This window comes from Murinocardiopsis flavida (assembly GCF_003014485.1).
Classification (GTDB): Bacteria; Actinomycetota; Actinomycetes; order Streptosporangiales; family Streptosporangiaceae; genus Murinocardiopsis; species Murinocardiopsis flavida.
This window is the reverse complement of sequence record NZ_PYGA01000042.1, coordinates 1-24,382: the sequence shown is the minus strand read 5'-3', so window position 1 is coordinate 24,382 and position 24,382 is coordinate 1. Positions and strand designations below refer to the sequence as shown.

The following is a 24,382-nucleotide window of genomic DNA, read 5'->3' as shown; positions in this document are numbered from 1 at the left end:
TCACGGAGACTGCAATTGGATTGGGGGAAAGCACCGAAAAAGGGACGGCCTGCGGTCGGCCCGAATCGGGCGCTACGCGATTCATATAGGGGCGCCATTCATCGGACGGTTGCCTCCGGCATGCAATCGGAGACGACGTGGGTCGCGCGTCTCATACCGCACCGCGCGGACATAATCCCCATTGGAACAACCGATCGGCCGATACCGTAGCACAACAGTGCATATCTGGCAGACCAATCGATTGTATTCGTCGGTGGCCGACAGCGCCGGGGTCCGCCGGGCGCGCCGAGTACTGAGGGTGGCACCCGATTGCCGACCCCGCCAAGATTAGCCGGTCGCCGCCGGGATCGTCTGATTACGGAGGCGATCACCGGTACACGGGGGTACGGGCCGGCGCGCGACGCTCCCGGTGCCGGCCGTGCGGCCCGCGCGGTGTGCTCGTGCCGACGGCGCCGGAGGAGGGGCTGCGGGGCGGAGGGCCGCGGCGGTCCGGGGACGGGGCACGCCCTGTTCCCGGACCGCCGCGGCTGGAATGGCGCGGGCGGGCGTCCGGTCACCGCCGCGCGCACTGCGGAAATAGTGCCTGGCATCGGGACACCGGTATCCGGCGGCGCGCCGTGCAATTGCACGGGAGGGTTTGTGAGGTCCCGAAGGCCGCTTTTCGCGGGGCGGCGGCAATTCAATGCCGGAGTCGTGGTAGTGGGGAGAGCTGCGCCGGTTGACCGGGGCGCGGGTGCGGCGCTGCGCCCGGACCCGCGGGTCGGGCGCAGCGTGTGCGGTCACCGCTGGTCGTCGGGTTTGGTCTGGTCCTCGTCCAGGAACTTCGACGCGGAGGTGCGCCCGCGGTCGATCTGCTCGTCGTACTTGCCCCCGGTCTTTCCCTTGACGAATTCGGCGCCCTTGTCGAGGCCCTGCTCGACCTTGTCCTTGTTCTTCTTGGCGGCGTCCTTCAACTTGTCGAAGCCGTCCCCGAACGCACCCATGTCGCCTGCCCCTCGTTGCCGTGCGGACACCGGCTGCGGTGTCCGGGTACTCGCCATACCCGCCGGAGCGGGCGTGCACGCGCACCCGCGGCAGGACGGCGGCCGAATTGACCTGGCGGTTCCCGGGATCGGGGGCTGCGTTGACCCGTGCGGGGCGCGGAGGACCGCGCAGGCCGATCCGCTCCCGTCGGATCCGGGCCGGTCCGATCCAAGCCCGCCGGATCCGCGTCCGTCCGTTCCGGCCGCCCGGACCTGATCCGTCCCCCGGTCCGACGCAGCCCTTTCCGGCCGCGGGTGCTCAGCCGCGGGCCGTGAGCACCCGGCTGCGGGCCTTGGGGCCGCGGCGCCGCCTTGGCGCGGGTGTGGCCGGGGTGAGCTGGGGGAGTGCCGCGTCCCATGCCTCGGCGACCCGGCGGCGCAGCGCGGACCGCTCGCGGTCGGGCAGCCAGCACGCGTCCACGCCGTTGACGGCCAGCGTCCGCAGCCCCGCGGGGTCCGCCAGGCCGGCGGCGAGCACGGCGCCGTACTCGTCGGCCAGGTCGACGCCGAGGCGCGCCGGGCGGTCGGTCCCCAGGGTGACGCGCATCCCCGCGCGCAGCATCGTGCGCAGCGTGTGACCGCCGACCGAGCCGAAGACCTTCGACACCGCCACGCTGGACGTCGGGCACGCGGTGAACCCGATCCCCATGTCGGCGGCCTGGCGCATCAACCGGGTGTCGTCGACGACCAGCGAACCGTGGTCGATGCGCTCGCAACCGAGGTAGCGCACCGCGTCGGCCACACTCCGGGAGTCGAGTTCGCCGGCGTGCAGCGTGCGGCGCAGCCCGCGCGCCGCGGCGCGCCGGAACGCCGGGACGAGGGAGGCGACGTCGATCTCGCGCGCGGGGCCGTCGCCGCCGACCCCGACGAGCAGCCCGCTGCGGTCGCGGATCTGCTCCAGTTCGTCGAGTGCCGCTGCGGAGCCGGCGGACCGGTCGACGTTCACGATGATGCGGGCGCGCGCCCCGGTGTCGGCCTCGGCGTCGCGGAGGCCGCCGGTCAGGCCGTCCCACAGCACCGCGGGCCGGACACCGCGGCGCAGGTGCAGGCGCGGGCTGAGGAAGAACTCGGTGTGGACGACCCCGGCCGCAGCGGAGGCGCGCAGCGCCTGATAGCCGAGCGCGTGGTAGTCGGCGGCGGTGACCGGGGCGTTCCGGTGCTCGCCCGCCGCGTCCTCGATGTGGCGGTGCAGTTCGACCTTCGGCAGTGTGCGCAGCAGGTGTGCCACCGCCGGACGTGTCGCCGACTCCGTCGTGACCATGGGCAGCCCTCCGGGCCGAGTCGATAGCGAACGGGTACGGTGCGACGCTAGGCGAGGCAGGTTTCGTGCGCGTGACCGCGGCGTTGCCGGTGCCGATCCGCCCGGAATCGACCGGTTTGGCCCGCGTCCCGTGTCCCGTCTTCCGCGCCCCGTGCTCCGGCCCCTCACATCCCGTGTCAGGTCTTCCGCGTCGCCGCTGCCCGCCTCGCGCCAGGTCGCGCCGCTCCGGCGTGCGGCGGGCGGGTTCTCAGCGCTGGGAGTCGTGCGGCTCCGGTCCGCCGGCGGCGCGGGCGACCTGGTCCGCGAGTGGGGGCGCCCCGGCGGAGTTGTCGATCGCGGTGTGCGGCGCAGCGGGGGGTTCGGACGGCCGGATGCGCGCGGTGAACGCCGCGAAGTCCGCGAGCTTGCCGGTGTCGCGGTCGCGGCCCCGCGCGGTCATGCGGGCGCGCAGCGTCTCGGCGCCGATCCCGACCCACACCAGGCGCACCGGGTCGCCGCCGAGCTCGTGGACCCACGCCCGCCAGCGTGCGGGGTCGCGGATCTGGGTCGTGAACGGGGCGACGAGCAGCACCGGGCAGCCCGCCGCGCGGACCTGCCGCGCCGCCGCCGTCATCCCGCCGTACTCATGGGCCTTGACGTGGTCGTCGTACCACGGGCCCTCCCGCTCGCCGTAGGGGCGGCCGTGGGCCGCCAGCACCTCTGCGACGAATCCGCTGAACAGGGCGTCCTTGTCGAGCAGTGCGGGGACCGGGTCGAGCCGCCTGAGCAGCAGCGATGCGACGGTGGACTTGCCGGCGCCGGGCGCACCGGCGACGACCCACACGGGTGCGGGGGCGGTATCGGTCACCCAACCAGGGTCCCGCAGCAGGGGACCGCTGCGGCGGCGATCGCAAAACCACCGTCGGCCGACCGCATGGTCCGTTGCGAGAAACGGCCGCCCGGACCCGATCGAGCGGGGTCGCGACACGGCGGGCGGCCTGTCGTCCCAGTTCACAAGGCTATAAATGATCTACATAGTAAAGGTGGTCGTTTTCTGCCAAGAGAGCTTTGCAAAGATTTCTTTGCGTTACCGTTGGCGCATGGCAGCGAACACCCCCGGAAACCCGGACGAAGCGGACATGAACGAGGTGCCCCCGCGGCGCGAGATCGACGCCGTGGCCATGAAGGGGCTCGCGCACCCGTTGCGCATGCGCATCTGGGAGGCGTTCGGCGTACACGGCGAGGCGACGGCCAGCATGCTCGGCCGGCTGCTGGGCGAGAGCAGCGGGGCCACGAGCTACCACCTGCGCCAGCTCGCCCGGTTCGGGTTCGTCGAGGAGGTCCCCGAGCAGCCCACGGCGCGGGAGCGGTGGTGGCGCCGGTACCCGGGCGGCTGGAGCATGAGCGGGTTCGACTTCATGCGGCGCCCCGAGACCCGCCCCGCTGCGAGCTTCGTGCTGGACGCGATGATGCGCGGCCGCGAGGAGCGGTACCGCCAGTGGCTGGCGGTCGTCGACTCCGATCACCCCCGCATCCGCGCCTGGTCCGAGGTCTCGTACGACACCACCTCGCAGGTGCGCATGACCAGAGAGGAGGCCGCCCAGCTCAACGGCGAGCTCAACGCGGTACTGGGCCGCTGGTCGCCGAGCACGCTCGGCCGGACCAGGGCCGCGCGTCCCGACACCGTCATGGTCGAAGTGCAGATCAACCTGTTCCCGCACCTGGTCGCCGACCCCGCTGTCGAAGAGCGGCGGCATTCCGGGACCGGCTGACCCGCCGCAGTCCGCGCACCGCCCCCTTCGCCCCCGAGGAGCCCCGCAGTGCCCTGGTCGCGCAGCCCGTCGAGCACGCCGCCGCTCGGACGCCCCTTCGCCCGGTTCTGGGCGGCCTACTCCGCCGCCAACCTCGCCGACGGCATGCTCCTCACGGCGGTGCCGCTCCTCGCGGCCACGTTCACCCGCGACCCGCTGCTGATCTCCGGGCTCTCCGCGGCCCGCTTCCTGCCATGGCTGCTGCTCGCCGTCCTGGCGGGGGTGCTGTCCGACCGGTGGGAGCGCCGCCGCACCATGATCACCGCGAACGCCGGCCGCAGCGGCCTCCTCGTCCTGCTCGCCGTGCTGCTGTACACCGGTAACGCCGGCATCGGATGGCTGTACGCGGTGCTGCTCGCCGTCGTCACCTGCGAGGTCGCCTACGACACAGCGGGGCGCGCGCTACTGCCGTCCCTGGTGGAGCGGTCCGCGCTCGACCGTGCGAACGGGCGGCTGGAGAGCGGGCGGACCATCGTGGAGGACTTCGGCGGGGCGCCGCTGGCGGGCGCGCTGTTCGCCGTCGCCGCCGTCCTGCCGATGGTGTCCATCGGCGGCGCCTATGTGGTCGGCGCGCTGCTGCTGGTCGGCCTGCCGCTGCTGCACCGGCCGGCGCCCCCGGCGCCCGCCCCCGCAGCGGAGGGGGCGCGGCGCCCGCGGTCGATCCGCGCCGAGGCCGCCGAAGGGCTGCGCCACGTGTGGCACGACACCGTCCAGCGCGACCAGGCGATCCTCGGGGTCTGCCTGGGATTCGGCAACGCGGTGGCGGTCGCCGTGCTGGTCCTGGTGATCACGGAGCGGTTGGGGGTCGCACCGGCCTACTACGGGCTGTTCCTCGCGGCGAGCCCGGTGGGGGCGCTGTTCGCGATCGCGCTGCTGGGCGGCCTGGTGCGCCGGTACGGGCGCGGGCCCGTCATCATCGGCGGGATGCTGCTGTTCGGCGCCTCGTGGATCGGGCTCGCCGCGGCGCCGAATCCCCTCCTGGGGGCGTTCGCGTTCGGGGTGTGCGGGTTCGGGATGACGCTCTGCAACGTGCTGCTGATGTCGGTCTTCCAGATCATCACGCCCGGGACCCTGCTGGGCCGCGTCACCGGCATCCGCCGGACCTTCACCTGGGGGCTGATGCCGGTGGGTGCCGTGGTGGGCGGGCTGCTCGGCCGGGTCGACCTCGGGCTGCCGCTCGTGGCCGGGGGCGCGCTGCTGATCCTGGTGGTGCTGCTGTCGACCCGGCAGGTGCTGCGGGCGGCCCGCAGGGCGGCGGAGATCGAGGCGGACGGCGCCGGGGCGCCCGCTCAGGATTCGCCGTTGAGCAGGTCGGGGGCGTAGTACTCGTCGAGCGGCACCGGGCCGCGGTAGCCCTGGCACATGCACGGCCGGTAGCTGCTGGCCGACTGTCCGGTCCACTTGCCGGGGATGACCACCTGCGCCTGGCAGCGCTTGTTCTCGTGGTCGTGGAAGACGAGGTGGTGGCCGCAGCCGCACATGGGCTTGGGGGAGCGCGGCGCGCTCGGCAGGGCCGGGGGCTGCGGCTCCGGCTTGACGCGGCGCGCGGGCAGCATCCGGCCGACAACGATGCCGCCGACGGCGATGATCGCGCCCACGAGCAGACTCACCGGATCCATACAGAGCACCGCCCTTCGTACCGGGTCTCCGGCCCGAACGCGCCGTCCGGCCGCGGACCGCGCCCGCAATGGGGCGGGGACCCGCCGCCCGGTCGAGGGTCCCGATTGGGCCGAAAACCACCGGATGCCTCTACGTTACCCGGTGCCCGAACCCTCACGCAGTCTCTTCAGCGCCGCGATGTCCGCGGCGTGCGGCCCTTCCGGGCCGGGGGTCTCGACGGTCACCGGCACCCCCGCCGACACCGGGTGGGAGAACAGTTCGGCGAAGGGCTCCGCTCCGATGTGCCCCGCACCGATGTTCGCGTGCCGGTCCTTGCGGCTGCCGCACGGCAGAGCGGAGTCGTTGGCGTGCACCAGTCCCAGCCGGTCGGCGCCCACGGCCGCGCCGAAGCCGTCCAGCATGGCGCGCATGCCCTTGGACGAGGCGATGTCGTGCCCCGCTGCGAAGAGGTGCGCGGTGTCGAGGCACACCCCCGCCATGGGGTGCCACTCCAGGGCGTCGAGGTAGCGGGCGACGTCCTCGACGGTCGCGCACAGCACCCGGCCCTGGCCCGCCATGGGTTCCAGCAGCAGCCGCGGCCCGCTGTCGCCGAGCGCGTCGAGGAGGGGGCCGAGCCGCCGCGCGGCCCGGGCGAGCCCCGCGCCGCGGTCGTCGCTGACCGCGGAACCGGTGTGCACGACCACCCCGAGCGCGCCGATCTCGGCGCCGCGCCGCAGCGCGTGCCCGAGCGACGCAACGGACTTCGCCGCGACGTCGGGGTCGGGGGCGCCGGGGTTGATGAGGTAGGGGGCGTGCACGAAGGCCGGCAGGCCGGTGCGGGCGCGCAGCAGGGCGTCCTCGCGGGGGTCGCCGGGGCCGGTGGCCCAGCCGCGCGCGTTGCCGACGAACACCTGCACGCATTCGGCGCCCACCCGGTCGGCGTAGGCGAGTCCGCGGGTCGCCAGGCCCCCGGCGACGGGGACGTGCCCGCCGATGGGCGTACGCGGGGGAGCGGGGCGGGGGCGGTGTTCGCTGGCGGGCATGACAGGCGAGGTTACCGCCGTGCGGGCCCGGCCGCGCCGCTGCCAGTGCCGATGGCGGGGTGTCATCGCGCGGTGCGGTAGACCTGGTAGCCGGGGTCGGTGGAGCCGGTCGCGTAGGTGGCGAAGAGCGTGTGGGTGTCGGACCCGGCGAGGAACTGTCCCTGAAGGTCCTTGGCGATGGTCGTGCCCGCGGGGTCGAGCGCGATGGCGGTGCCGTCCCTGCGGCCGCTGTGGGCGATGAGCGCCCCGTTCCACGCGCCGTGCAGCACGCTCCCGGTCGCCACGTGTGCCGAGACGGTCCCCTCGCGATCGGCGGCCCGCCAGGTCGCGACCTGGCGGAATCCCTTGCCGCCGAGGTCGACCGTGCACGCGATCACGTCCACGTCGTCGCTCGCGCACTCGGGCCTGCCGTCCTCGGGGAACTCGACCAGGACCTTTCCGGTTCGCGCGTCGATGATCAGGAACTCTGCCGAATCCGGCTCCTCCGCTCCGTTGTCGGACGCCGTCTCGGCGACGACTAAGGCGGTGTCGCCCGCCGTCGCAGCGGCGTGCGCGCGCCCGTACCGGTCGGCGAGGCTCCAGGTGACATCACCGGTCTCGGCGTCCACGCCGACGAGCGAACCGCCGCCGTTGAGGGACTTCTCCGGGGTCGCGTCGAGGTCGGCCTCGCGGGCATCCTGCATGAGGACCGTGTCTCCGGCGACGGCGGAGGCCCACAGTCCCTTCTTCCGCCAGCGCTCCTCGCCCGTGGCGGCGTCGATTGCAACGGACCGGGCCTCGCGGCTCGCGCGCCCGGTCTCACCGGATGCGACGGTGCCGACGGCGACTTCGGTGCCGGCTTCCATCGCCATCAGGTGGTAGCCGCCGGACTCCAGGGCCGGGAGGTCGTCGTCGATCCTGGCCTTCCAGCGCACGGAGCCGTCCGCGCCCGAGAGGGCGGCGATCCCGCTCGCCGTGTGTTCGGTGTCGCCGGGCGGGGAGTCCTGGACGTATTCGACGAGTGCCGACCACCCCGTGCCCGCTTCGGTGAGGAGTGGCGACCCGCTGGACGAGGAGTGCCTGTACTGCGCGCCGCCGCCCCCGGTGAGTTCGGCGTCCTCGGCGATCGACCAGGCTGTCCGCCCGGTGTCGGCGGCCGCGACGCCGAGTCCGCGGTCGCCGTCGATGAGGGCGACCGCGTCGCCCCGGAAGCGCGCGGACCGCACCACTTCGGGGACGCCCTTGGTGGTGTCGTCCCACAGTTCCCGGTGCTGCGGCGACCCGCGTTCGGCGGCGGATCCCTTGCCGGGTTCGGTGAAGCCGGGGAGCGTGCCCAGTTTCGGGGGGATGGGTTCCCGCGCCGGGGGGTCGGCGACGGGGTCGGGCCGCGCGCACCATGCCGCGAGGAGCAGGAGGCACGCGCCGGCGGCGGCCAGCAGGACGATCCGCGTGACCGTGTGTGCGGCGGGGCCGGATTCCTGCTCCGGCGGCGCTTCCGAGGTGTCGGGCATGCCGGGTGGGACGGCGCCGCGACCTGGCGGGTTGCCCCATGGCCGCTACCGGACAGCGGGCCGCCGACCGTGCGGCGGCCCCTCAGTCGTCCGCGTCGTCGCCGTCCTTGCCGTCGTCGTCGGTCATGGCGTCGACACAGACCGCGACGCTGATCACCAGGGGGACGTTGCCGCCGGAGTCGGTGCGGTAGGTGTTGACGTCGACGGCGTAGGTGTCGCGCACCCGGAACCACTTGCGGGAGATGTGCGCGACGGGGCCGCCCGCGTCGTTGATGGAGTACTCCTTGTCGAAGAAGCTGCCGGTGATCTCCCACTCGTGCCCATCGTCGAACTCGACGATGAGCTTGTCCTTGATGGGGTTGAACACGCGCTTGCGGACCGTTGCGACGGTCTCGCCGTTGTGCTGGATCGTCATGGTGTCGCGCATGCTCACGAGCTTCTTGCGGATGACGTAGAGGACGTTGTCCTCGCGGTCCTTCAGCTCGAAGGTCGTGCGCAGCCGCATGGCCTTGCCGTCGACGAGGAACGCCTTCTGGCCCTGCTCGTCCTCGACCCAGTAGTCGTCGCCGATGTCGAAGACCCGTTCACGTACCAGGAACTTCACGTCATACCCCGTTCGTCGTCCGCGCCTGCGGCCCTGGCGGGCCGTTCGCTGTGGTTGCCGCCGACGGTATTGGACGCGGGCGCGGGTGGCCAGTCGCGCGTCCCGTCCCGGCCGGAAGGGGCGCCGGGCCGCGCGCCCTTGGGCGGACGGGGGCCGGCGGAGGCGCTACCCTGCCGACCGTGACCACCACCGCGCATGCTCCGACCCTGGCCGAGACCGTCGCCGCGCTGGAGCGCGTCTACCCGCCCTCGTGGGCCGCCTCGTGGGACGCGGTGGGGCTCGTGTGCGGCGACCCCGGGCAGCCGGTCCGCAAGGTGCTCCTCGCGGTCGACCCGGTCGCGGAGGTCGTCGAGGAGGCCGTCCAGTGGGGCGCCGACCTCGTGATCACGCACCACCCGCTGCTGCTGCGCGGCGTGACCAGCGTCGCGGCGACCACCCCCAAGGGGCGCACCGTGCACCGGCTGATCGGCACCGGCACGGCGCTGTACACCGCCCACACCAACGCCGACACCGCCGACCCCGGGGTGTCCGACGCGCTCGCGGCTGCGGTCGGCCTCGCGGGGCCGCTGCGCCCGCTGGAGCCCGACCCCGGCGACCCCGACGGGCGGCGCGGCATCGGCAGGGTGGGCGCGCTGCCCGCGCCCATGAGCCTGCGGGCGTTCGCCGAGCAGGCGGCGGCGGGGCTGCCGGCCACGGCCGCGGGCGTCCGGGTCTCGGGCGACCTCGACCGGACCGTGCGCACCGTCGCCGTGTCCGGGGGCGCCGGCGACTCCCTCCTCGGCGCGGCCCGCGCCGCGGGCGTCGACGCGTACCTGACGTCCGACCTGCGCCACCACCCGGCGTCGGAGTTCGCCGAACAGGGCGGCCCCGCCCTCGTCGACACCGCGCACTTCGCCAGTGAGTGGCCGTGGCTGCCCGACTGCGCCGCCCGCCTGGCAGGCGCGCTCGCCGACCAGGGCGATACCGTGGAGACGCACGTGTCCACGATCGTGACCGACGCGTGGACGCGGGCGTTCGCCCCGGTCCCTCCCGCGTCCTGACCCGCAGTCGGCGCCACCAGTACACGCGCACGTCCGGGGCGCACGTCGCGGCCGTGGATATTCGAGAACAGAGGACCCCGTGAAAGCCGAATCCGCTCACCAGATGCGCCTGCTCGACCTCCAGGACATCGACAGCAGGATCGACCGCCTCGCGCACCGCGCCGCGACGATCCCCGAGACAGCCGAGATGCGGCGGCTCGACTCCCGGATGGTCGAGTTGCGCGACAGCGCGGTCCTCGCCGAGACCGACCTGTCGGATCTGGACCGGGAGCAGCGCAAGGCGGAGAGCGACGTCGACCAGGTCCGCGCCCGCTCCGAGCGCGACGCCAAGCGCATGGCGGCCGGCCAGGTGTCCTCGCCCAAGGAGCTGGAGGGCCTCCAGTCGGAGATCGACTCGCTGCGCCGCCGCCAGGACGAACTGGAGGACGTCGTCCTGAACGTCATGGAGCGGCGCGAGGGCGCCGAGGCGCGCCTCGCTGCGGCCCGCAAGGAGCTCGCCGAGGCCGAGGCGGAGCGCGAGGCCGCCGCCGAGCGCCGGTCGGCGGCCCTGCTGGAGATCCGCGCCGACGAGGACGCCGAGAAGGACCGCCGCGGCCGGGTCAGCGCCGAGATCCCCGAGGACCTGCTCGCCCTCTACACGAAGCTGCGCGAGCAGCACTCCGGTGTGGGTGCGGCGGCGCTGCGCTACGGCCGCTGCGAGGGGTGCAAGATGGCGCTGAGCACCGCCGAGCTCGGCGAGATCCGGCTGGCGGCGAGCGACGACGTCATCCGGTGCGAGGACTGCCGCCGGATCCTGGTCCGCACCACCGAGTCGGGGCTGTGAGCCGCCGGCTGGTCGTCGAGGCCGACGGCGGTTCGCGCGGGAACCCGGGCCCCGCCGGGTACGGCGCCCTGGTCCGCGACGCCGCGACCGGTGCGGTGCTCGCCGAGGTCGCCGAGCCCATCGGGACCGCCAGCAACAACGTCGCCGAGTACCGCGGGCTCGCCGCGGGGCTCGCCGCCGCCGCGCGGATCGACCCCGGCGCCGACGTCGAGGCGCGCATGGACTCCAAACTGGTCGTGGAGCAGATGTCGGGGCGCTGGAAGATCAAGCACCCCGACATGCGGGCCATGGCGGAGGAGGCGCGCGCCGCTGCGGCCGGGTTCGCGCGCGTCCGCTACACGTGGGTGCCGCGCGCCGACAACGCCGCCGCCGACGCGCTCGCGAACGAGGCCATGGACGCGGCGGCCGAGGGCCGGCCCGTGCGGTTGGACGGCGCGCCGGGCGCCGAGGCGCCCCGCGCCGCCCCGGCGGCTGCGGCCACCCCGGCGGCCGCGGCCACCGCCGAGCGGGGGACCGGCTGGCTGCCCGTCGGCGGCACCCCGACCCGGCTCGTCCTGCTGCGCCACGGCGAGACCCCCTTGTCGGCGGAGCGGCGCTTCGCCGGGACCGGCGACATCGAGCTGACCCCGGCGGGGCACGCCCAGGCCAAGGCCGCGGCGGCGCGGCTCGCGGGGGCGGGCATCGACACCGTGGTGTCCTCGCCCCTGCGGCGCGCCCGCGACACCGCGGGCCCGGTCGCCGACGCGCTCGGCATCGCCCCGGTGTTCGACGACCGGTTGCGCGAGACCGACTTCGGGTCGTGGGAGGGGCTCACCCTCGCCGAGGCGCAGGAGCGCGACACCGACGGTGTGCTGCGGTGGCGCGCCGACCCCGCGGCGGCCCCGCCGGGCGGGGAGAGCTTCGCCGCGGTCGCCGAGCGCACCGCTGCGGCGCGCGACGCCGTCCTCGCCGGGCCGCAGGGCCGCACGGTGCTGCTGGTCGGCCACGTGACCCCCATCAAGATCCTGCTCCAGCAGGCCCTCGGCGCCCCGATCGAGGCGCTGTACCGGATGCACCTCGACGTCGGCTGCGTGAACGAGATCGACTGCTACAGCGGCGGGCACATGGTCGTGCGGTCGCTCAACGACACCGGGCACCTGCGGTCGGCGCCGTGAGGCGGCCGTCCGAACCGGGCGCGCCCCCGGCGTACAATCGGTAACCGGAAGAGTCGGCCAGGCGGTCGCGGCACCCTATTCGGGGGTGTCGAGGAAAGTCCGGACTCCGCAGGGCAGGGTGGTCGGCAACACCGACCCGGGGCGACCCGCGGGACAGTGCCACAGAGAACAGACCGCCACCGCCGCGGCGGTGGTAAGGGTGAAACGGTGGTGTAAGAGACCACCAGCGGCCGGAGCGATCCGGTCGGCTCGGTAAACCCCACCCGGAGCAAGGTCAAGAGGGGGGCTTCGGCCCCCTGCGCGGACGATCGAGGGCGGCCCGCCCGATGTCCGCGGGTAGACCGCACCGAGGCTGTCGGCAACGGCAGCCCCAGATGGATGGCCGCCAGGTCCCCGAGGGGACCGACAGAATCCGGCTTACCGGCCGACTCTTCCCTTTCCCACCCCTCTGACCTGTGGTGCGCGTCCGACAGAACGGCCGTGTTCCGGTCCGCGGTGTGCCGGCGGCGCGGCGGCCCGGTGCCGTCCCCGTTGCCCGGCTGCGCAGGGGCCGGCCGCGCGCCGACCGCCCGCCCGGTGCATAACGGGCCTGCCGAATGGTCCCGTGTGGGGGGATTTTCCGGTGCGGCGGGCCGCGGAACCGCGCTATGGCCGATAGATTGTGAGCTGCGGCCCTTTCCCGCGAACGGGGGAGGAGTCCTGCCGCTGGGCGTCGTTTCGAGGACGGGTGCGCGATGGGCTTGGATTCGCCACTGATCTGGCTGCTGTTCTTCGGCGCGCCGCTGGTCGCGATCTTGGTGATCATCGGATTCGCCCGCTACCAGGCGTCGCCGGTCGAGCGCGACGAACGCGACGACCGCCCGGGCGAGGGCCCTTCGGGCAAGTGACCCACGCCCGGGCGGTGCCGTCCGCGGCCGTCAGCGCGCGACGTCGGCCGCGCCCGCCCCGTCAGGGTCGGGGTCAGGGTCGGGCCGCGCCTCGCCCGGCACCGGCCCGGCCGGGCCGGGCACCTGCTCCGGGTGCAGCGCCACGAACCGGTCCCCGCGCTCGTCCAGGACGTGCACGCGGGCGCTCTCCAGGTCGTAGTACAGCCCCGTCAGTTCCAGCCGCCCTTCCGCGCTGCGCCTCTGCACCGACGGGTAGCTGAGCAGGTTCTCCAGTTGGCGCAGGATGTTGGCCTGCGACAGGTGGCGGATCGCCTCGGCGGTCGGCGGCTGCCCCAGGGTGGACGGGTCGGCGGGTGCGCCGTGCTCGGCGTGCCGCAGCCACCGGCCGAGCTGGCCGAGCCGGGCGTCGTCGGTGCTGTCGGCCCCGCCCTCCAGCAGGGCGCGCATCGCCCCGCAGTGCGAATGCCCGCACACCACGATCGACGGCACCTCCAGCACCGTGACGGCGTACTCGATGGCGGCGCCCACCGAGTCGTCGCCCCCGCCGGGGTTGTGGCGCGGCACCAGGTTGCCGATGTTGCGCAGGGTGAACAGGTCGCCGGGGCCGCTCGCCGTGATGAGGTTGGGCACCACCCGGGAGTCGGCGCAGGCGATGAACAGCGCCTTGGGGCGCTGCCGGTGCGCGAGGCGGCCCATCACCGCGCGCATCCGCCCGGTGGTGCTGGCGTGGTACTCGCGCGCACCGGCGGCCAGCAGCCCGCTGGTGGCCCCGAGGCCGGCGGCGGGCGCGGACGGGGGTCCGGACGAGGGGCCGGACGAGGGGCCGCGCATGCCCCACGGCGCCCACCACCGGGCCAGGCCCCGCGGCGGGGTCTTCACCAGGGGTGGGGCGTTCCGGGAGTTGCGCTCGTACCAGTTCTCGTGGACCTCGTCGATATCGACGGTCCCGCCGGTGCGCTCGTGGTCGACCCGCCAGGCGTGGATGGACTCGAACGCGGCGTGGTCCATGAAGTCGACGTGCAGGTCGAGGTCGACGTGTGCGCCGGTGGGCACGGCGCGCAGCGTCTGGGCGACGCGGGGCACCCCGAGGAACGTCAGGGAGCCCTGCACGACGACGTGCCGGCGGCCGCCGTTGTCCTCGGTGAGCACCGTGACGCGGGTCAGCCGGCGCAGGGACACCACCAGCGCCAGCCCGAACCCGATGAGGACGCCCTCCAGCAGGCCGAGGGCGACGACGCCGCACAGGGTCACGGCGTAGACCCCCGCCTCGTGCTGGCGGCGCAGGTCGCGCAGGTGTGCGACGTTGATCATCTTCAGCCCGATGAAGACGAGCAGCCCGGCGAGCGCGGCCATGGGGATGAGCTCGACCGCGGGCGCGAACAGGGCGACGAACGCGATCACCCACACCCCGTGCAGGACCGCCGCGAGCGGGGTGCGGGCGCCGGCCCGCACGTTGGCGGTGCTGCGGACGATGACCCCGGCGACGGGCAGCCCGCCCAGCGCCCCGCTCACGACGTTGGCGGCGCCCTGACCGGTGAGTTCCCGGTCGAGCCGGACACGGCGCCCGTCGTGCATCCGGTCGACGGCGATCGCCGCCAGCAGCGATTCGACGCTCGCGACCAGCGCGACCGTCGCGACGGCGACGATGATGCCGTTGACCTGGTCGGCCTGCGGCAGCGCCGGGCCGGTCCAGGCGGCGGTGAAGGAGTCGGGCAGCGCGACCCGTTCCAGCGGCCAGTCGGTGAGGACGCCGAGGGCCGTCGCCGCGCCCACGGCGGCCAGGGCGGGCGGGATGCGGCCGGGCTGAATGGGCCCCAGTGCGGGCAGCCGCGGCCAGACGAGCATGACGGCGATGGTGACCAGCCCGACCGCGACGGCGGGGTTGTGGTTGTCGATGACCTGCTCGGGCAGTTCGGCGATGTTGGCGAGGGCGGAGCTCTGCGGCGCGCCGCCGAGGACGATGTGCAGTTGGGCGAGCGCGATGGTGGCGCCCACCCCGGCGAGCATGCCGTGGATGACGGCGGGGGAGACCGCGAGTGCGGCCCGCGCGATCCGGAACAGCCCGAGGAGGAGCTGCACCACCCCGGCGAGCACGGTGATCAGGCAGGTGACCTGCCACCCGTAGGTGTGCACGAGCCCGGCGACGATGACGGTGAGCCCGGCGGCCGGGCCGCTCACCTGGACGGCGGAGCCGCCGACCGACCCGGCGACGATCCCGCCCACCGCCGCGGCGATGATCCCGGCGATCAGCGGCGCACCGGACGCCACCGCGATCCCGAGGGACAGGGGGACGGCGACGAGGAAGACGACGAGCGAGGCGCCGAGGTCGGCGGGCAGGGTGTGGCGTAATCCGGAAGGGCGGGTGGGGGGCGGGGTGGGGGCGTCGGCCGTGCGGCCGGCGCCCTTCCCGTTCCCGGCGCGTGTTCCCTGGGCGTCTGGACGCATACGGTGCTCCCGATGTGACGTGGCGGCGCTCTGGGGACAGCGGCTCTGCCGAGTGGATCCGTTGCGGCGGGCGGGGCCCCGGCATGGGCCGGCCCCGACCTGAAATGTACTGATGACCCATCGAACGCTGTCGATCACTCACTGTAGTAAAGATGGAGTGTGCGGAATCGATGAGCAGAGTGATTTTCATAACCGTTTTTCACACGGTCATGTGGAGACGCGCGGGCGACACGCGGGCGACACGCGAAGAGCGGCGGGGCACCGGCCGGTGCCCCGCCGCTCTTCGCGCCTGCGGCTGCAATGGAGTGCGCCGGGGACGTGCCCCGGCGGCGGTGTCAGTACCTGCGGTCGTCGCGGTGGCCGTAGGGGCCCCAGTCGAACCCGTCGGATTCGTCGGGCTGCTCCGCGCGGCGGTCGGGCGCCGGCCACCCGCCGGGATAGCCCGGCTGCTGCGGCGCCGCGCCCCTCGGCTGGCCGTAGTCGCCGCCGAGCGGGTCGCCCCCGGGCCGGTGCTGCTCGCCCGGCGCGCCGTAGGCGGGATAGCCGCCGGTGGCGGGGCCGTAGCCGTAGTCGCCCGGCCGCGGCTCCGCGGGGACGTCCCAGGAGCGCTCGTTCCACCCCGGCGCCCGCGCCGGGCCGCCCGGCACCGCGGGGTCGCCGTACCCGGGCGCCGACCCGGCGCCCGGGGCGGGGTAGCCCCCGCGGTCGGGGTGGCTGAACCCGCCGGTGTCGCGGCCGTAGCCGAGCGGGTCGTCGAACTGGCCAGGGTAGCCGCCGGTCGGCGGCTGGTACGGCGGCGCGGCGGGCGGCCGCTGGTGGGACCCGGTGTCGAAGGACCCGGCGTCGAAGGATTCGGTGGGGTAGGACGGGCGGTGCGGGGCGCCGGGGTCGTACCCGGGTGCGGCGGGCGGGCGCTGGTGGGAGCCGGTGTCGAAGGACCCGAACCCGCCGCCCTGCGCCGCGCCGTAGGACCCGGTGTCGAACCCGCCGGTCTCGTAGGTGGGGCGGGTGTGCGACCCGGAGTCGAACGAGGACGGCGGGCGCTGGTGGGAGCCGGTGTCGAAGGACCCGAACCCGCCGCCCTGCGCCGCGCCGTAGGACCCGGTGTCGAAGCCCCCGGTCTCATACGAGGGGCGGGTGTGCGACCCGGAGTCGAACGACGACGGCGGGCGCTGCTGCGCCCCGGAGTCGAAGCCCCCGGGCTCGTAGGGAGACCGCTGGGGCGGCCCGGGGTCGTAGGACGGCGGCCGCTGGTGCGACCCGGAGTCGAACGAGGACGGTGGCCGCTGGTGGGACCCGGTGTCGAAGGACCCGGGCTCGTAGGCGGGCCGGGTGTGCGACCCGGAGTCGAACGACGACGGCGGGCGCTGCTGGGACCCGGTGTCGAAGGACGTGGGCCGCTGGTGCGACCCGGTGTCCATGCTCGACCAGATCGGCGACGACGCGGATTCGCGGGCCGCGGTCCCGAAGGCGGGGTCGGTCAGGGGGTCGCTGCGCTGCGGCCGCTGGTGCGACCCGGAGTCGTAGGACGAGGGGCGCTGCTGCGACCCGGTGTCGAAGGATCCCGGCTCGTATGCGGGCCGGGTGTGCGACCCGGAGTCGAACGGCCCGTACCCGCCGGCGGGGCCCGCTGCCGCGGGGCCGGGGGCGGAACCGGGGTCGTAGGCCACGGTGTCGTAGGCGGAGCGGGAATGCGACCCGGAGTCGAACGCGCCGGGTGCCGGCCGCTGCGGGGCCGCGGGCCCGAGGTCGCCGGGGTCGCCGGCGCGCGGCGCCCTGCGGGGGTCGAGCGGGGCGCCCAGCGGGTCGTCGTCCGGGCGGCGCGCCGGAGCCGGTTCGGGGGCGGGCTCGCCGCCGGACCCCAGGCTCTGGAGCAGGGAGACGCTCTGGTCGACACCCGCGCCGCGGCCGGGGTCGCCGGCGGGTTCGGGGGCGGGCGCGCCGCGCCCGCCCCTGCCGCGCGCCGGGGCGCCGTAGCCGTCGTCCTCGGGCACCGACGGCATGGCCTGGGTCGACTCGTGCCGGGTGTCGCGGCGGTCGTCGTCGAGGTCGTCATCGGCAGGGGCGCCGCTGTCGCCGTCGGACAGGCTCGACCAGAAGTCGTTGTCGGAGAGCCCGCCGCCGCCGTCGTCCCAGTCGTCGCCGCGGCCGCGCCGCGACCGGGGCCGCCGCCCACCGCGGGACTCCCCGGTGTCGGCGCGCTCGGCCCGCGCCCGCCGCGACCGGGGCCGCGGCTCGGGCTCGTCGTCGACGTCCTCGGGTTCGTCGTCGCGCGCGGACTGGCGGCGCGACCGGCGCGGCCGGTCGTCGTCCTCCGGTTCGGCGTCGTAGTCGTCGTCGTAATCGTCATCGGCGCTGTTGTTGGTGATCAACGCCCGCATGCCCAGGATGATGAGCACCAGGACCACCAGGACGACGATGATTCCGACGAGCAGATAGATCATGTCCATCGGGTCTCCTGCCAGGTCCCGCCGGTGGTCGCACCGGAGGGACGTCGCATGCTGCCGGCTACTGGGGAGCGTCGCGGCGCCGCCGCCCGCACCCGCTCGGGGGAATCGCCTCGACCCCATGGGCGCCCGCGGTCGGACGAACCCGTGCGGGGGCCGTCGATGGCCGGACCGCGCGGGTGTGCGCGGAGGTCGGCCGCTTCACCGGACGCCTTCAACAGAGCCTCCCTGGCATTCATCCGGCCCAGGTCGCGCGCTCACCGCGATTGGCGCCGGCCGGATTCGGTCATCGGGGAACCGCATCTCTGGTCCCATTCGGCGCACGCTCCGCACGCCGAACGAAGGGGGACGCTGCTCCACTTTATGCATAGATGTGCGGTGCGTGCAGTGGGTGACATAAGCGCACCCATGTCCACTGCGCGCAGCGGTTGTGCTGACCAGTCCGAATTCGCCTGGTCTGCGCCGCGGCACCGCGGCGGATTCCGGTCGGTCGGCGCGCCGGGTATCCGCCGGGTGAAATGGGGCCGATGTCACCGGCCGCCCGTCGCGATCAACCGCCCGCGGGCAAGGGTATTGGACGCGACGGCCCCCAGCGCCTGATCGAGCGGTGCGCCGTCGGGCAGCGCGATGTCGGCCTTCAGCGCGTACACCGTGAAGCGGAACTCGTGGGCTGTGTCGCCGCTGGGGCACGGCGGGTCGTACGCCGCCTGCTCCTTGCTGTTCTGGCCCTGCTTCCCGTTCTGGGGCACGGTCCCCTCGGGGAGCTCCGGGTTCTCCGGGTCCAGACCGTACAGCACCCAGTGCACCGCGGCGCCGCCCACCGACTCGGGGTCGTCGACGATGATCGCGAGCGACTCCGTCTCGTCGGGCAGCCCCGACCAGCGCAGCGGCGGCGACACCCCCTCGCCCTTGCAGGTGAAGCGCGCGGGGATGGCCTCGCCCTCGCGGATCATCGTGCTCGTCACCGTGATGTCGTCGCTGGTCTGGCCGTTGCTGCCCGGAGACAGCACGCCGCACCCCGGTGCCGCGAGGACGAGCGCGCCCACCGCGGCGCACACGGCGCCGAAGGTGCGCCTTCCGGGCCGGGGGGGCGGCCCCGCGCGGCTGCTGCCGTGCGGCGGTCGCGGAGTACGGCTGTTCATCGACATCCCTGGTGGTCGCGGTCCCTGTAGCGCACAGGCGACTTCTCGGCGGTCGCGGATATCCGGCGTCCGCGCCGAACATCATTGGGCACCTTACTGCGGACCGGCCGAAAACGCGGCCTGGGCGGCCCGACTCGGCCGCGTCGCGCCCCGGCCGTAACCCATTCGGCAGCGGCACCCGGGATCGGCGACCATGGGACGGTGCGCTTCTCGATCTCCGGCCCGCTCACCGTGCACACCGACGGAGCGCGGGCCGTCCCCATCGGCGGCGGGCGGCTGCGGACGCTGCTCGTCCTGCTGCTCCTCACCCCCGGCCGCAGCGTCGGCACCGACCACCTGATCGACTCCATCTGGGCGGGCGCAGCACCCGCCGGCGCCGCGAACGCCCTGCAAGCGCTGGTGTCGCGGCTGCGCCGCACACTCGGCGACACCGCACCCGTGGTCGCCGACCCGGCCGGCTACCGCATCGGCGTCGCACGCGACCGGGTCGACGTGTGGGAGTTCGAGGACCTCGTCGCGCGGGCGCGCACCGGCAGGGCCGGCGCCCCCGACGCGGCATTGGGCGACCTCGACGCCGCGCTGGCGCTGTGGCGCGGCGACCCGCTCGCCGACCTCGCCGGGTCCGGCGCCGCCGACGGCCTCGCGCTGCGGCTCGCCGAACTGCACCGCTCCGCGCGCCTGGAACGCGCCGACCTCCTCCTCGACCTCGGGCGGCCCGCCGAGGCGCTGCCCGACATCGCGTCCATCGCCGCCGCCGAACCGCTGCGCGAACACCCCGCCGAACTGCTCATGCGGGCGCTGGCCGGGGCGGGCCGCCAGGCCGAGGCGCTCGTGGCGTTCGACCGGCTGCGCCGCCGCCTCGCCGACGAACTCGGGATCGACCCGTCGCCGCGCATCGGCGACCTGCACGTGCGGGTGCTCCGCGGCGAGTTCGGGCCGCGGTCCCCCGCCGGACCGGCGGCACCCCGTCCCACCGTCCGCCTGCCGCAGGGGTTGACCAGCTTCGTCGGCCGCGATGCGGAGGTGCGGGCCACCACCGAGGCGCTCAGCCTCGGCCGCCTCGTCACCGTGGTCGGGCCGGGCGGCGCCGGCAAGACCCGCGTGTCGGTGGAGACCGGGGCGCGCTTCGCCGACGGCCACGGCACTCTCGCGGCGGGCGGGGTGTGGTTCGTCGAACTCGCGCCGCTCAGCTGCGGCACCGAGATCCCCGCTGCGCTGCTCGGCACCCTCGGGCTGCGCGACAGGGCGGCCATGGGCCTGCCCGCCGCCGGCGGCGCGGCGCTGCTCATCGACCCGCTGGAGCGGTTCGCCGAAAGCGTCGGCGACCAGCCGATGCTGCTCATCCTCGACAACTGCGAGCACCTGGTCGCCGAGGCCGCCCGGATCGCCGAACGGCTCCTCGCCGACTGCCCGCGGCTGCGCATCCTCGCCACCAGCAGGGAGCCGCTCGCCATCAGCGGGGAGCGGCTGTTCGAACTCCCCTCCCTCGACCTCCCGCCCGACGGCGCCGACGCCGAGGACGCCGCCGCGTACTCGGCGGTGCGGCTCTTCGCCGAACGCGTGGCCGCCGTGCGCCCCGGGTTCGCCGTCGCCCCCGACAACGTCGCGGACGTCGTGCGGGTGTGCCGCGAGCTCGACGGCATGCCGCTCGCGCTGGAGCTCGCCGCCGCACGGGTCCCCGCGGTCACGCTGCCGCAGCTCGCGGCCCGGCTCGCCGACCGGTTCCGGCTGCTCACCAACGGCAGCCGCTCGGCCCTGCCGCGGCACCAGACCCTCCAGGCCGTGGTCGACTGGAGCTGGGAGCTGCTCGACGGCGCCGAACGCGCCCTCCTGCGCCGGCTGTCGGTGTTCTCCGGCGGGGCGACCCTCGACGCCGTCGAAGCCGTCTGCGCCGACGGCGCGGACGGCCGGGTCGGCGGCCGCGACCTCTGGACCACCCTGTTCGCCCTGGTCGACAAGTCCCTCGTGGGCGTCGGCGAGGGCACCGGCGGCACCGGCCCCCGCTACCGGATGCTGGAGACCGTGCGCCACTACGGCGCCCAGCGCCTCGCGGAGTCCGGCGAGGACCACGCGGTGCGCGCCGCGCACGCCGCCGCGGCCCTGCGCCTGTGGCGCGCGGGAACCGAGCGCCTGCGCGGCCCCGACCAGCTCGACTGGATCGCCGCGCTGCGCGCCGAATACGACGACTACACCGCGGCCCAGCGCTTCGCAGCACGGACCGGCGACGCCGGGCTCTGCCTCGACCTCGTCCAGGCGGGCCAGTGGTACTGGCAGATGACCGACGGGTGGAGCGAGGCGGTCCGCTGGTCGGCGGAGGCCCTGCGGGTCGCGGGCGACAGCCCGCCCCCGGGGCGCACCGCCGCATACGCCGAATGCCTCGCCGCCGTGGCGACCTGCGACGACAGCGGCTCCGACCCCCGGCCGGACCTCGAACGCGCACTCGCGCTGCTCCACGACGCCGGGGTCGACCCGGATGACCACGCCTCACTCGTCTACCTGCGCTTCTACCGCGCGATGCTCGGCGACGACGTCGCCGCCGACCTCGACCGGATGGACGCCGCAGCGGCGCGCCGCGGCACCGGCGAACCGTGGCTCACCGCGACCGGGCGGCTGTACCGCGGCATGCTCGCCCAGTACATCGGCCGGACGGCGACGGCGGGCCAGGAGCTCGACCGCGCACTGGCGGAGTACCGCGCCATCGGCGACCGGTGGGGCCAGAGCCAGGTGCTCTCCGTCATCGCCGAGATCAGCGGCCTCACCGACGCCGAGCGCGGGCTGCGGCTCCTCCGCGAGGGCGCCGCGCTCGCGGCCGAGATGGGCGCCCGCGACCTCGGCGCCCTCTTCCGGATGCGGATCACCGTCACCCACGCCGTCGACGGCCGGCTCGACGACGCCCGCCGGTCACTCGCCGAGCTGCGCGAACTCGTCACCGGCCCCCGGCTCGACCACCTGGTGGGCCTCGCGGCGGCCGAGGTCGCCCGCGCCGAAGGCGGACTCGACCGCGCCGACGCCGAACTCGCCCGGCTCTGCGACTCCTTCGCGGACGCGGCGCCGCTGTTCCGCTCCCAGATCGAACCCGCGTGGCGCCACTCCGCCGCGCGCGTCCGCCGCGACGCCGGCGACTGGCCCGGGGTCCGGCGCCACCTCGCGCCGGCGTGGCGGACGGCGCAGCAGCTGTTCGACCGGCCCCGCGCCGCCGCGCTGCTGGAGTCGGTCGCCGAACTCGCGCTGGGCGAAGGCGAACCCCAGCGGGCGGCGCGGCTGCTGGGCATGAGCGAGGCGCTGCGCGGCCTCGCCGACACCGCTGCGCCCGACGTGGTGCGGCTGCGTACACGCCTCACCGCCGCGCTGGGCGGCGCCTACCCCGCCCACTACGCCGCCGGGGCGCGGCTCACCGCCCCCGAGGTCGCCGAGGAGGTCGAGGCGTGGCTCGGCGCGCCCGGCCCCGGCCCATGACGAAGGCCCGCCCGGACCGGGGTCCGAACGGGCCGACAGCGGGCGCATCGGCCGCTCAGGAGCGGCGCCGGTAGGCGCGGGTCGCCAGCGGGAAGAACACCCCGGTGATGACGACCGTCCACGCCAGCGTCCACAGCAGCGGCTCGGCGAACGGCGTGCCGTCCATCATGCCGCGCATGGTGTTGGTGACGTGCGTGACCGGGTTGTTCTCGGCGAACACCCGCACCCAGTCGGGCATGCGCTCGGTGGGCACGAACGTCGACGCGCCGAAGGTCAGGGGGAACATCCAGATGGAGCCGAAGATGTTCACCGCCATGGGCGTGCGCAGCAGCAGCCCGACGAACGCCGACAGCCAGCACAGCGAGAACGCGAACAGCATCACGACCGCCGCGGCGCCGACGACGCCGAAGAACCCGCCGCCGGGGCGGAACCCGATGGCGAACCCCACGAGGAGCACGACGATCACGGTGAGGAGGTACCGCACCATGTCGCCGAGGATCGCGCCGATCAGCGGGGCCGACCGGGCGATGGGCAGCGACCGGAACCGGTCGAAGATGCCCTTCTCGATGTCGGTGTTCAGCGCCACACCGGTGCCGATGGTCGCGAAGATGACCGACTGCGCCGTGATGCCGGGGATGATGAAGTCGCGGTAGTCCTGCCAGCTCGAACTGATGGCCTGCCCGAAGATGAACACGAACAGCGTGACGAACATGATGGGCATGAACGTCAGCCCGAGGACCTCCTCGGGGTTGCTCTTGATCTTCAGCAGGCTCCGCCAGGTCAGCAGCATCCCGTGCCGGACGGTGCTCACCGGGTTGATCTTCTTCGCCAGGTGCGGGCCCCGGTCGGCGGGCGGCGCCTCGGTGACGGCGCTCATGCGTGGGTCCTTTCCGGTGCGGCGCCCTCGGGGGCGGGTTCGGCACTCGCGGTGTCGTCGGCCGGGCGGCCGGTGATGGCGAGGAACACCTCGTCCAGGCTGGGCTTGCGCAGCGCCAGCTCGGCGACCCCGATACCGGCGTCGTCGAGCCGGCGCACCACCTCGGGCAGCGCGGCGGGGTCGGACACCGAGGCGCTCGCCGAGGCTTCGGAGGAGCGGACCTCCGCGCCGGTGACGTCCTCGACGATCTTGGCGGTCTGCGCGACCTTCGTGTACTCGACCGGGCTGACCTGGAGCACCTGGGTGCCGGCGCGGGCCTTCAGCGCCTCGGGGGTGCCCTCGGCGATGACCTTGCCGTGGTCGAGGACCACGATGTCGTCGGCCAGCTGGTCGGCCTCCTCCATGTACTGGGTCGTGAGCAGCACGGTGACGCCGTCGTCGACCAGGCCGCGCACGACGTCCCACAACTGGTTGCGGCTGTGGGGGTCGAGCCCCGTGGTGGGTTCGTCGAGGTAGAGCAGGTGCGGGCGGCCGACCAGGCTGGCGGCGAGGTCGAGGCGGCGGCGCATGCCCCCGGAGTAGGTCTTGGCGGGGCGGTCGGCGGCGTCGCTCAGCACGAAGCGCGTGAGCAGCTCGGCCGAGCGCGCCCTGGCGTCGACCCGCGAGTAGCCGAGCAGCCGGGCGATGAGCACCAGGTTCTGCGTGCCGGTGAGGTCCTGGTCGACCGCGGCGTACTGGCCGGTGAGCCCGATCTGGCGGCGAACCTCGTGCGGCTGGGTGGCGACGTCGTAGCCGCCGACGGTCGCCCGCCCGCTGTCGGGCCGCAGCAGGGTCGACAGGATCCGTACCGATGTGGTCTTGCCGGATCCGTTGGGACCCAGGACTCCCAGCACGGCGCCTTCGCGTGCCACGAGATCGACCCCCGCCAGCGCCGTGGTGCCCTTGAACTTCTTGACCAGGCCCTCCGCGCGGATGGCGTCAGTCATTGATCCTCCAACTGTTGATGCATACCGCAATTGTCCCGGTGACCACTGACAAAGCACTGATATGGCGCTGTGGCGCCGGAGCGCGAATCGGCGGGACGCCCCACGACTGCAAACAGCCGCCCGGGTCCACCCCTTCCCGGATGGTGCCGATTTGGGCAGATATTTCCGCTCGGGCGGGCCCTGCCGCCATTCGGCGCCGCGCGTCCCCAGGGCGGCGGCCCCTAGATCGTTGATGGGTTATTGCGGAGCCCGGTCTAGACACGGCGAAGGGCGCCCATGATCGAGGTGTGAACAAGAACCTGGACGCCCTTCTCAC

19 protein-coding genes and 1 other RNA gene are annotated in these 24,382 nt (G+C 74.4%); 8 read left to right on the top strand and 12 right to left on the bottom strand.

Translation table 11 applies throughout. The features are described from left to right. Positions 1-779: 779 nt before the first annotated feature. The 3 genes from CLV63_RS32175 to CLV63_RS32165 all read right to left on the bottom strand — a co-directional run bounded on the left by CLV63_RS32175 (position 780) and on the right by CLV63_RS32165 (position 3,130). Complete coding sequence (locus CLV63_RS32175; RefSeq protein WP_106587027.1) at positions 780-983, bottom strand: antitoxin; 204 nt, start codon at positions 981-983, stop codon at positions 780-782. 298 nt (positions 984-1,281) lie between these two features. After that, the gene (locus tag CLV63_RS32170) at positions 1,282-2,283 is read right to left on the bottom strand and encodes an adenosine deaminase family protein (RefSeq protein ID WP_106587026.1); all 1,002 of its coding nucleotides are present in this window, start codon (positions 2,281-2,283) and stop codon (positions 1,282-1,284) included. Positions 2,284-2,530: 247 nt separating this feature from the next. After that, a complete protein-coding gene (locus CLV63_RS32165; RefSeq protein WP_106587025.1) occupies positions 2,531-3,130 on the bottom strand; it encodes an AAA family ATPase in 600 nt (199 codons plus the stop codon). A 232-nt stretch (positions 3,131-3,362) separates the two neighbouring features. Here CLV63_RS32165 and CLV63_RS32160 point away from each other — a divergent pair, with 232 nt between their 5' ends. Then, positions 3,363-4,034 carry a winged helix-turn-helix domain-containing protein gene (locus tag CLV63_RS32160; RefSeq protein ID WP_245929281.1) on the top strand — a complete coding sequence of 224 codons (672 nt, stop codon included), beginning with the start codon at positions 3,363-3,365 and terminating at the stop codon, positions 4,032-4,034. A 48-nt stretch (positions 4,035-4,082) separates the two neighbouring features. Then, entirely contained in the window at positions 4,083-5,396 is a 1,314-nt protein-coding gene (locus tag CLV63_RS32155; protein WP_106587023.1) for an MFS transporter, read from the top strand. Here the strand turns inward: CLV63_RS32155 and CLV63_RS32150 are convergent. The 4 genes from CLV63_RS32150 to CLV63_RS32135 all read right to left on the bottom strand — a co-directional run bounded on the left by CLV63_RS32150 (position 5,363) and on the right by CLV63_RS32135 (position 8,809). Further along, positions 5,363-5,692: a hypothetical protein gene (locus CLV63_RS32150; RefSeq protein ID WP_106587022.1), complete on the bottom strand. Its 330-nt coding sequence runs from the start codon at positions 5,690-5,692 to the stop codon at positions 5,363-5,365. The genes CLV63_RS32155 and CLV63_RS32150 overlap by 34 nt on opposite strands. Positions 5,693-5,827: 135 nt before the next feature. Then, positions 5,828-6,715: a deoxyribonuclease IV gene (locus CLV63_RS32145; RefSeq protein WP_106587021.1), complete on the bottom strand. Its 888-nt coding sequence runs from the start codon at positions 6,713-6,715 to the stop codon at positions 5,828-5,830. A gap of 62 nt (positions 6,716-6,777) precedes the next feature. Further along, a complete protein-coding gene (locus tag CLV63_RS32140; protein WP_106587020.1) occupies positions 6,778-8,205 on the bottom strand; it encodes an outer membrane protein assembly factor BamB family protein in 1,428 nt (475 codons plus the stop codon). Between the two features lie 82 nt (positions 8,206-8,287). Continuing rightward, on the bottom strand, positions 8,288-8,809 hold the full coding sequence (locus tag CLV63_RS32135; RefSeq protein WP_106587019.1) for an LURP-one-related/scramblase family protein: 522 nt from the start codon (positions 8,807-8,809) through the stop codon (positions 8,288-8,290). 170 nt (positions 8,810-8,979) lie between these two features. Here CLV63_RS32135 and CLV63_RS32130 point away from each other — a divergent pair, with 170 nt between their 5' ends. The 5 genes from CLV63_RS32130 to CLV63_RS33910 all read left to right on the top strand — a co-directional run bounded on the left by CLV63_RS32130 (position 8,980) and on the right by CLV63_RS33910 (position 12,713). After that, positions 8,980-9,849, top strand: coding sequence for a Nif3-like dinuclear metal center hexameric protein (locus tag CLV63_RS32130; RefSeq protein ID WP_106587030.1), 870 nt, complete (start codon positions 8,980-8,982; stop codon positions 9,847-9,849). Positions 9,850-9,928: 79 nt separating this feature from the next. Continuing rightward, positions 9,929-10,672, top strand: a complete 744-nt coding sequence (locus CLV63_RS32125; RefSeq protein ID WP_106587018.1) for a zinc ribbon domain-containing protein — start codon at positions 9,929-9,931, stop codon at positions 10,670-10,672. Continuing rightward, on the top strand, positions 10,669-11,826 hold the full coding sequence (locus tag CLV63_RS32120) for a bifunctional RNase H/acid phosphatase (RefSeq protein ID WP_106587017.1): 1,158 nt from the start codon (positions 10,669-10,671) through the stop codon (positions 11,824-11,826). The genes CLV63_RS32125 and CLV63_RS32120 overlap by 4 nt, the downstream gene beginning before the upstream one ends. 49 nt (positions 11,827-11,875) lie before the next feature. Next, an RNA gene (gene rnpB, locus CLV63_RS32115) (RNase P RNA component class A) lies at positions 11,876-12,262 on the top strand. Between the two features lie 298 nt (positions 12,263-12,560). Next, on the top strand, positions 12,561-12,713 hold the full coding sequence (locus tag CLV63_RS33910) for a hypothetical protein (RefSeq protein ID WP_170134404.1): 153 nt from the start codon (positions 12,561-12,563) through the stop codon (positions 12,711-12,713). 30 nt (positions 12,714-12,743) lie between these two features. On the opposite strand, the gene CLV63_RS32110 is transcribed toward CLV63_RS33910, so the two are convergent. From CLV63_RS32110 to CLV63_RS32100, 3 genes are all read right to left on the bottom strand, one after another. Continuing rightward, positions 12,744-15,158: a bifunctional SulP family inorganic anion transporter/carbonic anhydrase gene (locus CLV63_RS32110; RefSeq protein WP_106587016.1), complete on the bottom strand. Its 2,415-nt coding sequence runs from the start codon at positions 15,156-15,158 to the stop codon at positions 12,744-12,746. A gap of 335 nt (positions 15,159-15,493) precedes the next feature. After that, a complete protein-coding gene (locus tag CLV63_RS32105) occupies positions 15,494-17,608 on the bottom strand; it encodes a hypothetical protein (RefSeq protein ID WP_106587015.1) in 2,115 nt (704 codons plus the stop codon). A 527-nt stretch (positions 17,609-18,135) separates the two neighbouring features. Beyond that, on the bottom strand, positions 18,136-18,663 hold the full coding sequence (locus tag CLV63_RS32100; RefSeq protein WP_245929279.1) for a YbhB/YbcL family Raf kinase inhibitor-like protein: 528 nt from the start codon (positions 18,661-18,663) through the stop codon (positions 18,136-18,138). Positions 18,664-18,948: 285 nt separating this feature from the next. Here CLV63_RS32100 and CLV63_RS32095 point away from each other — a divergent pair, with 285 nt between their 5' ends. Next, positions 18,949-22,203 (top strand): ATP-binding protein, encoded by a 3,255-nt coding sequence (locus tag CLV63_RS32095; RefSeq protein WP_106587014.1) that lies wholly within the window; start codon positions 18,949-18,951, stop codon positions 22,201-22,203. A 55-nt stretch (positions 22,204-22,258) separates the two neighbouring features. Here the strand turns inward: CLV63_RS32095 and CLV63_RS32090 are convergent, their stop codons facing one another. Further along, complete coding sequence (locus CLV63_RS32090; RefSeq protein WP_106587013.1) at positions 22,259-23,080, bottom strand: ABC transporter permease; 822 nt, start codon at positions 23,078-23,080, stop codon at positions 22,259-22,261. After that, complete coding sequence (locus CLV63_RS32085) at positions 23,077-24,066, bottom strand: ATP-binding cassette domain-containing protein (RefSeq protein ID WP_106587012.1); 990 nt, start codon at positions 24,064-24,066, stop codon at positions 23,077-23,079. Before CLV63_RS32085 ends, CLV63_RS32090 begins: the two co-directional genes overlap by 4 nt. Positions 24,067-24,382: the final 316 nt, after the last annotated feature.

What these genes read in the sequence shown, in the direction of transcription:
- CLV63_RS32175 (WP_106587027.1), bottom strand. Translation starts at nt 983, where the DNA reads ATGGGTGCGTTCGGGGACGGCTTCGACAAGTTGAAGGACGCCGCCAAG.
- CLV63_RS32170 (WP_106587026.1), bottom strand. Translation starts at nt 2,283, where the DNA reads ATGGTCACGACGGAGTCGGCGACACGTCCGGCGGTGGCACACCTGCTG.
- CLV63_RS32160 (WP_245929281.1), top strand. Translation starts at nt 3,363, where the DNA reads ATGGCAGCGAACACCCCCGGAAACCCGGACGAAGCGGACATGAACGAG.
- CLV63_RS32150 (WP_106587022.1), bottom strand. Translation starts at nt 5,692, where the DNA reads ATGGATCCGGTGAGTCTGCTCGTGGGCGCGATCATCGCCGTCGGCGGC.
- CLV63_RS32145 (WP_106587021.1), bottom strand. Translation starts at nt 6,715, where the DNA reads ATGCCCGCCAGCGAACACCGCCCCCGCCCCGCTCCCCCGCGTACGCCC.
- CLV63_RS32140 (WP_106587020.1), bottom strand. Translation starts at nt 8,205, where the DNA reads ATGCCCGACACCTCGGAAGCGCCGCCGGAGCAGGAATCCGGCCCCGCC.
- CLV63_RS33910 (WP_170134404.1), top strand. Translation starts at nt 12,561, where the DNA reads ATGGGCTTGGATTCGCCACTGATCTGGCTGCTGTTCTTCGGCGCGCCG.
- CLV63_RS32110 (WP_106587016.1), bottom strand. Translation starts at nt 15,158, where the DNA reads ATGCGTCCAGACGCCCAGGGAACACGCGCCGGGAACGGGAAGGGCGCC.
- CLV63_RS32105 (WP_106587015.1), bottom strand. Translation starts at nt 17,608, where the DNA reads ATGGACATGATCTATCTGCTCGTCGGAATCATCGTCGTCCTGGTGGTC.
- CLV63_RS32090 (WP_106587013.1), bottom strand. Translation starts at nt 23,080, where the DNA reads ATGAGCGCCGTCACCGAGGCGCCGCCCGCCGACCGGGGCCCGCACCTG.
- CLV63_RS32085 (WP_106587012.1), bottom strand. Translation starts at nt 24,066, where the DNA reads ATGACTGACGCCATCCGCGCGGAGGGCCTGGTCAAGAAGTTCAAGGGC.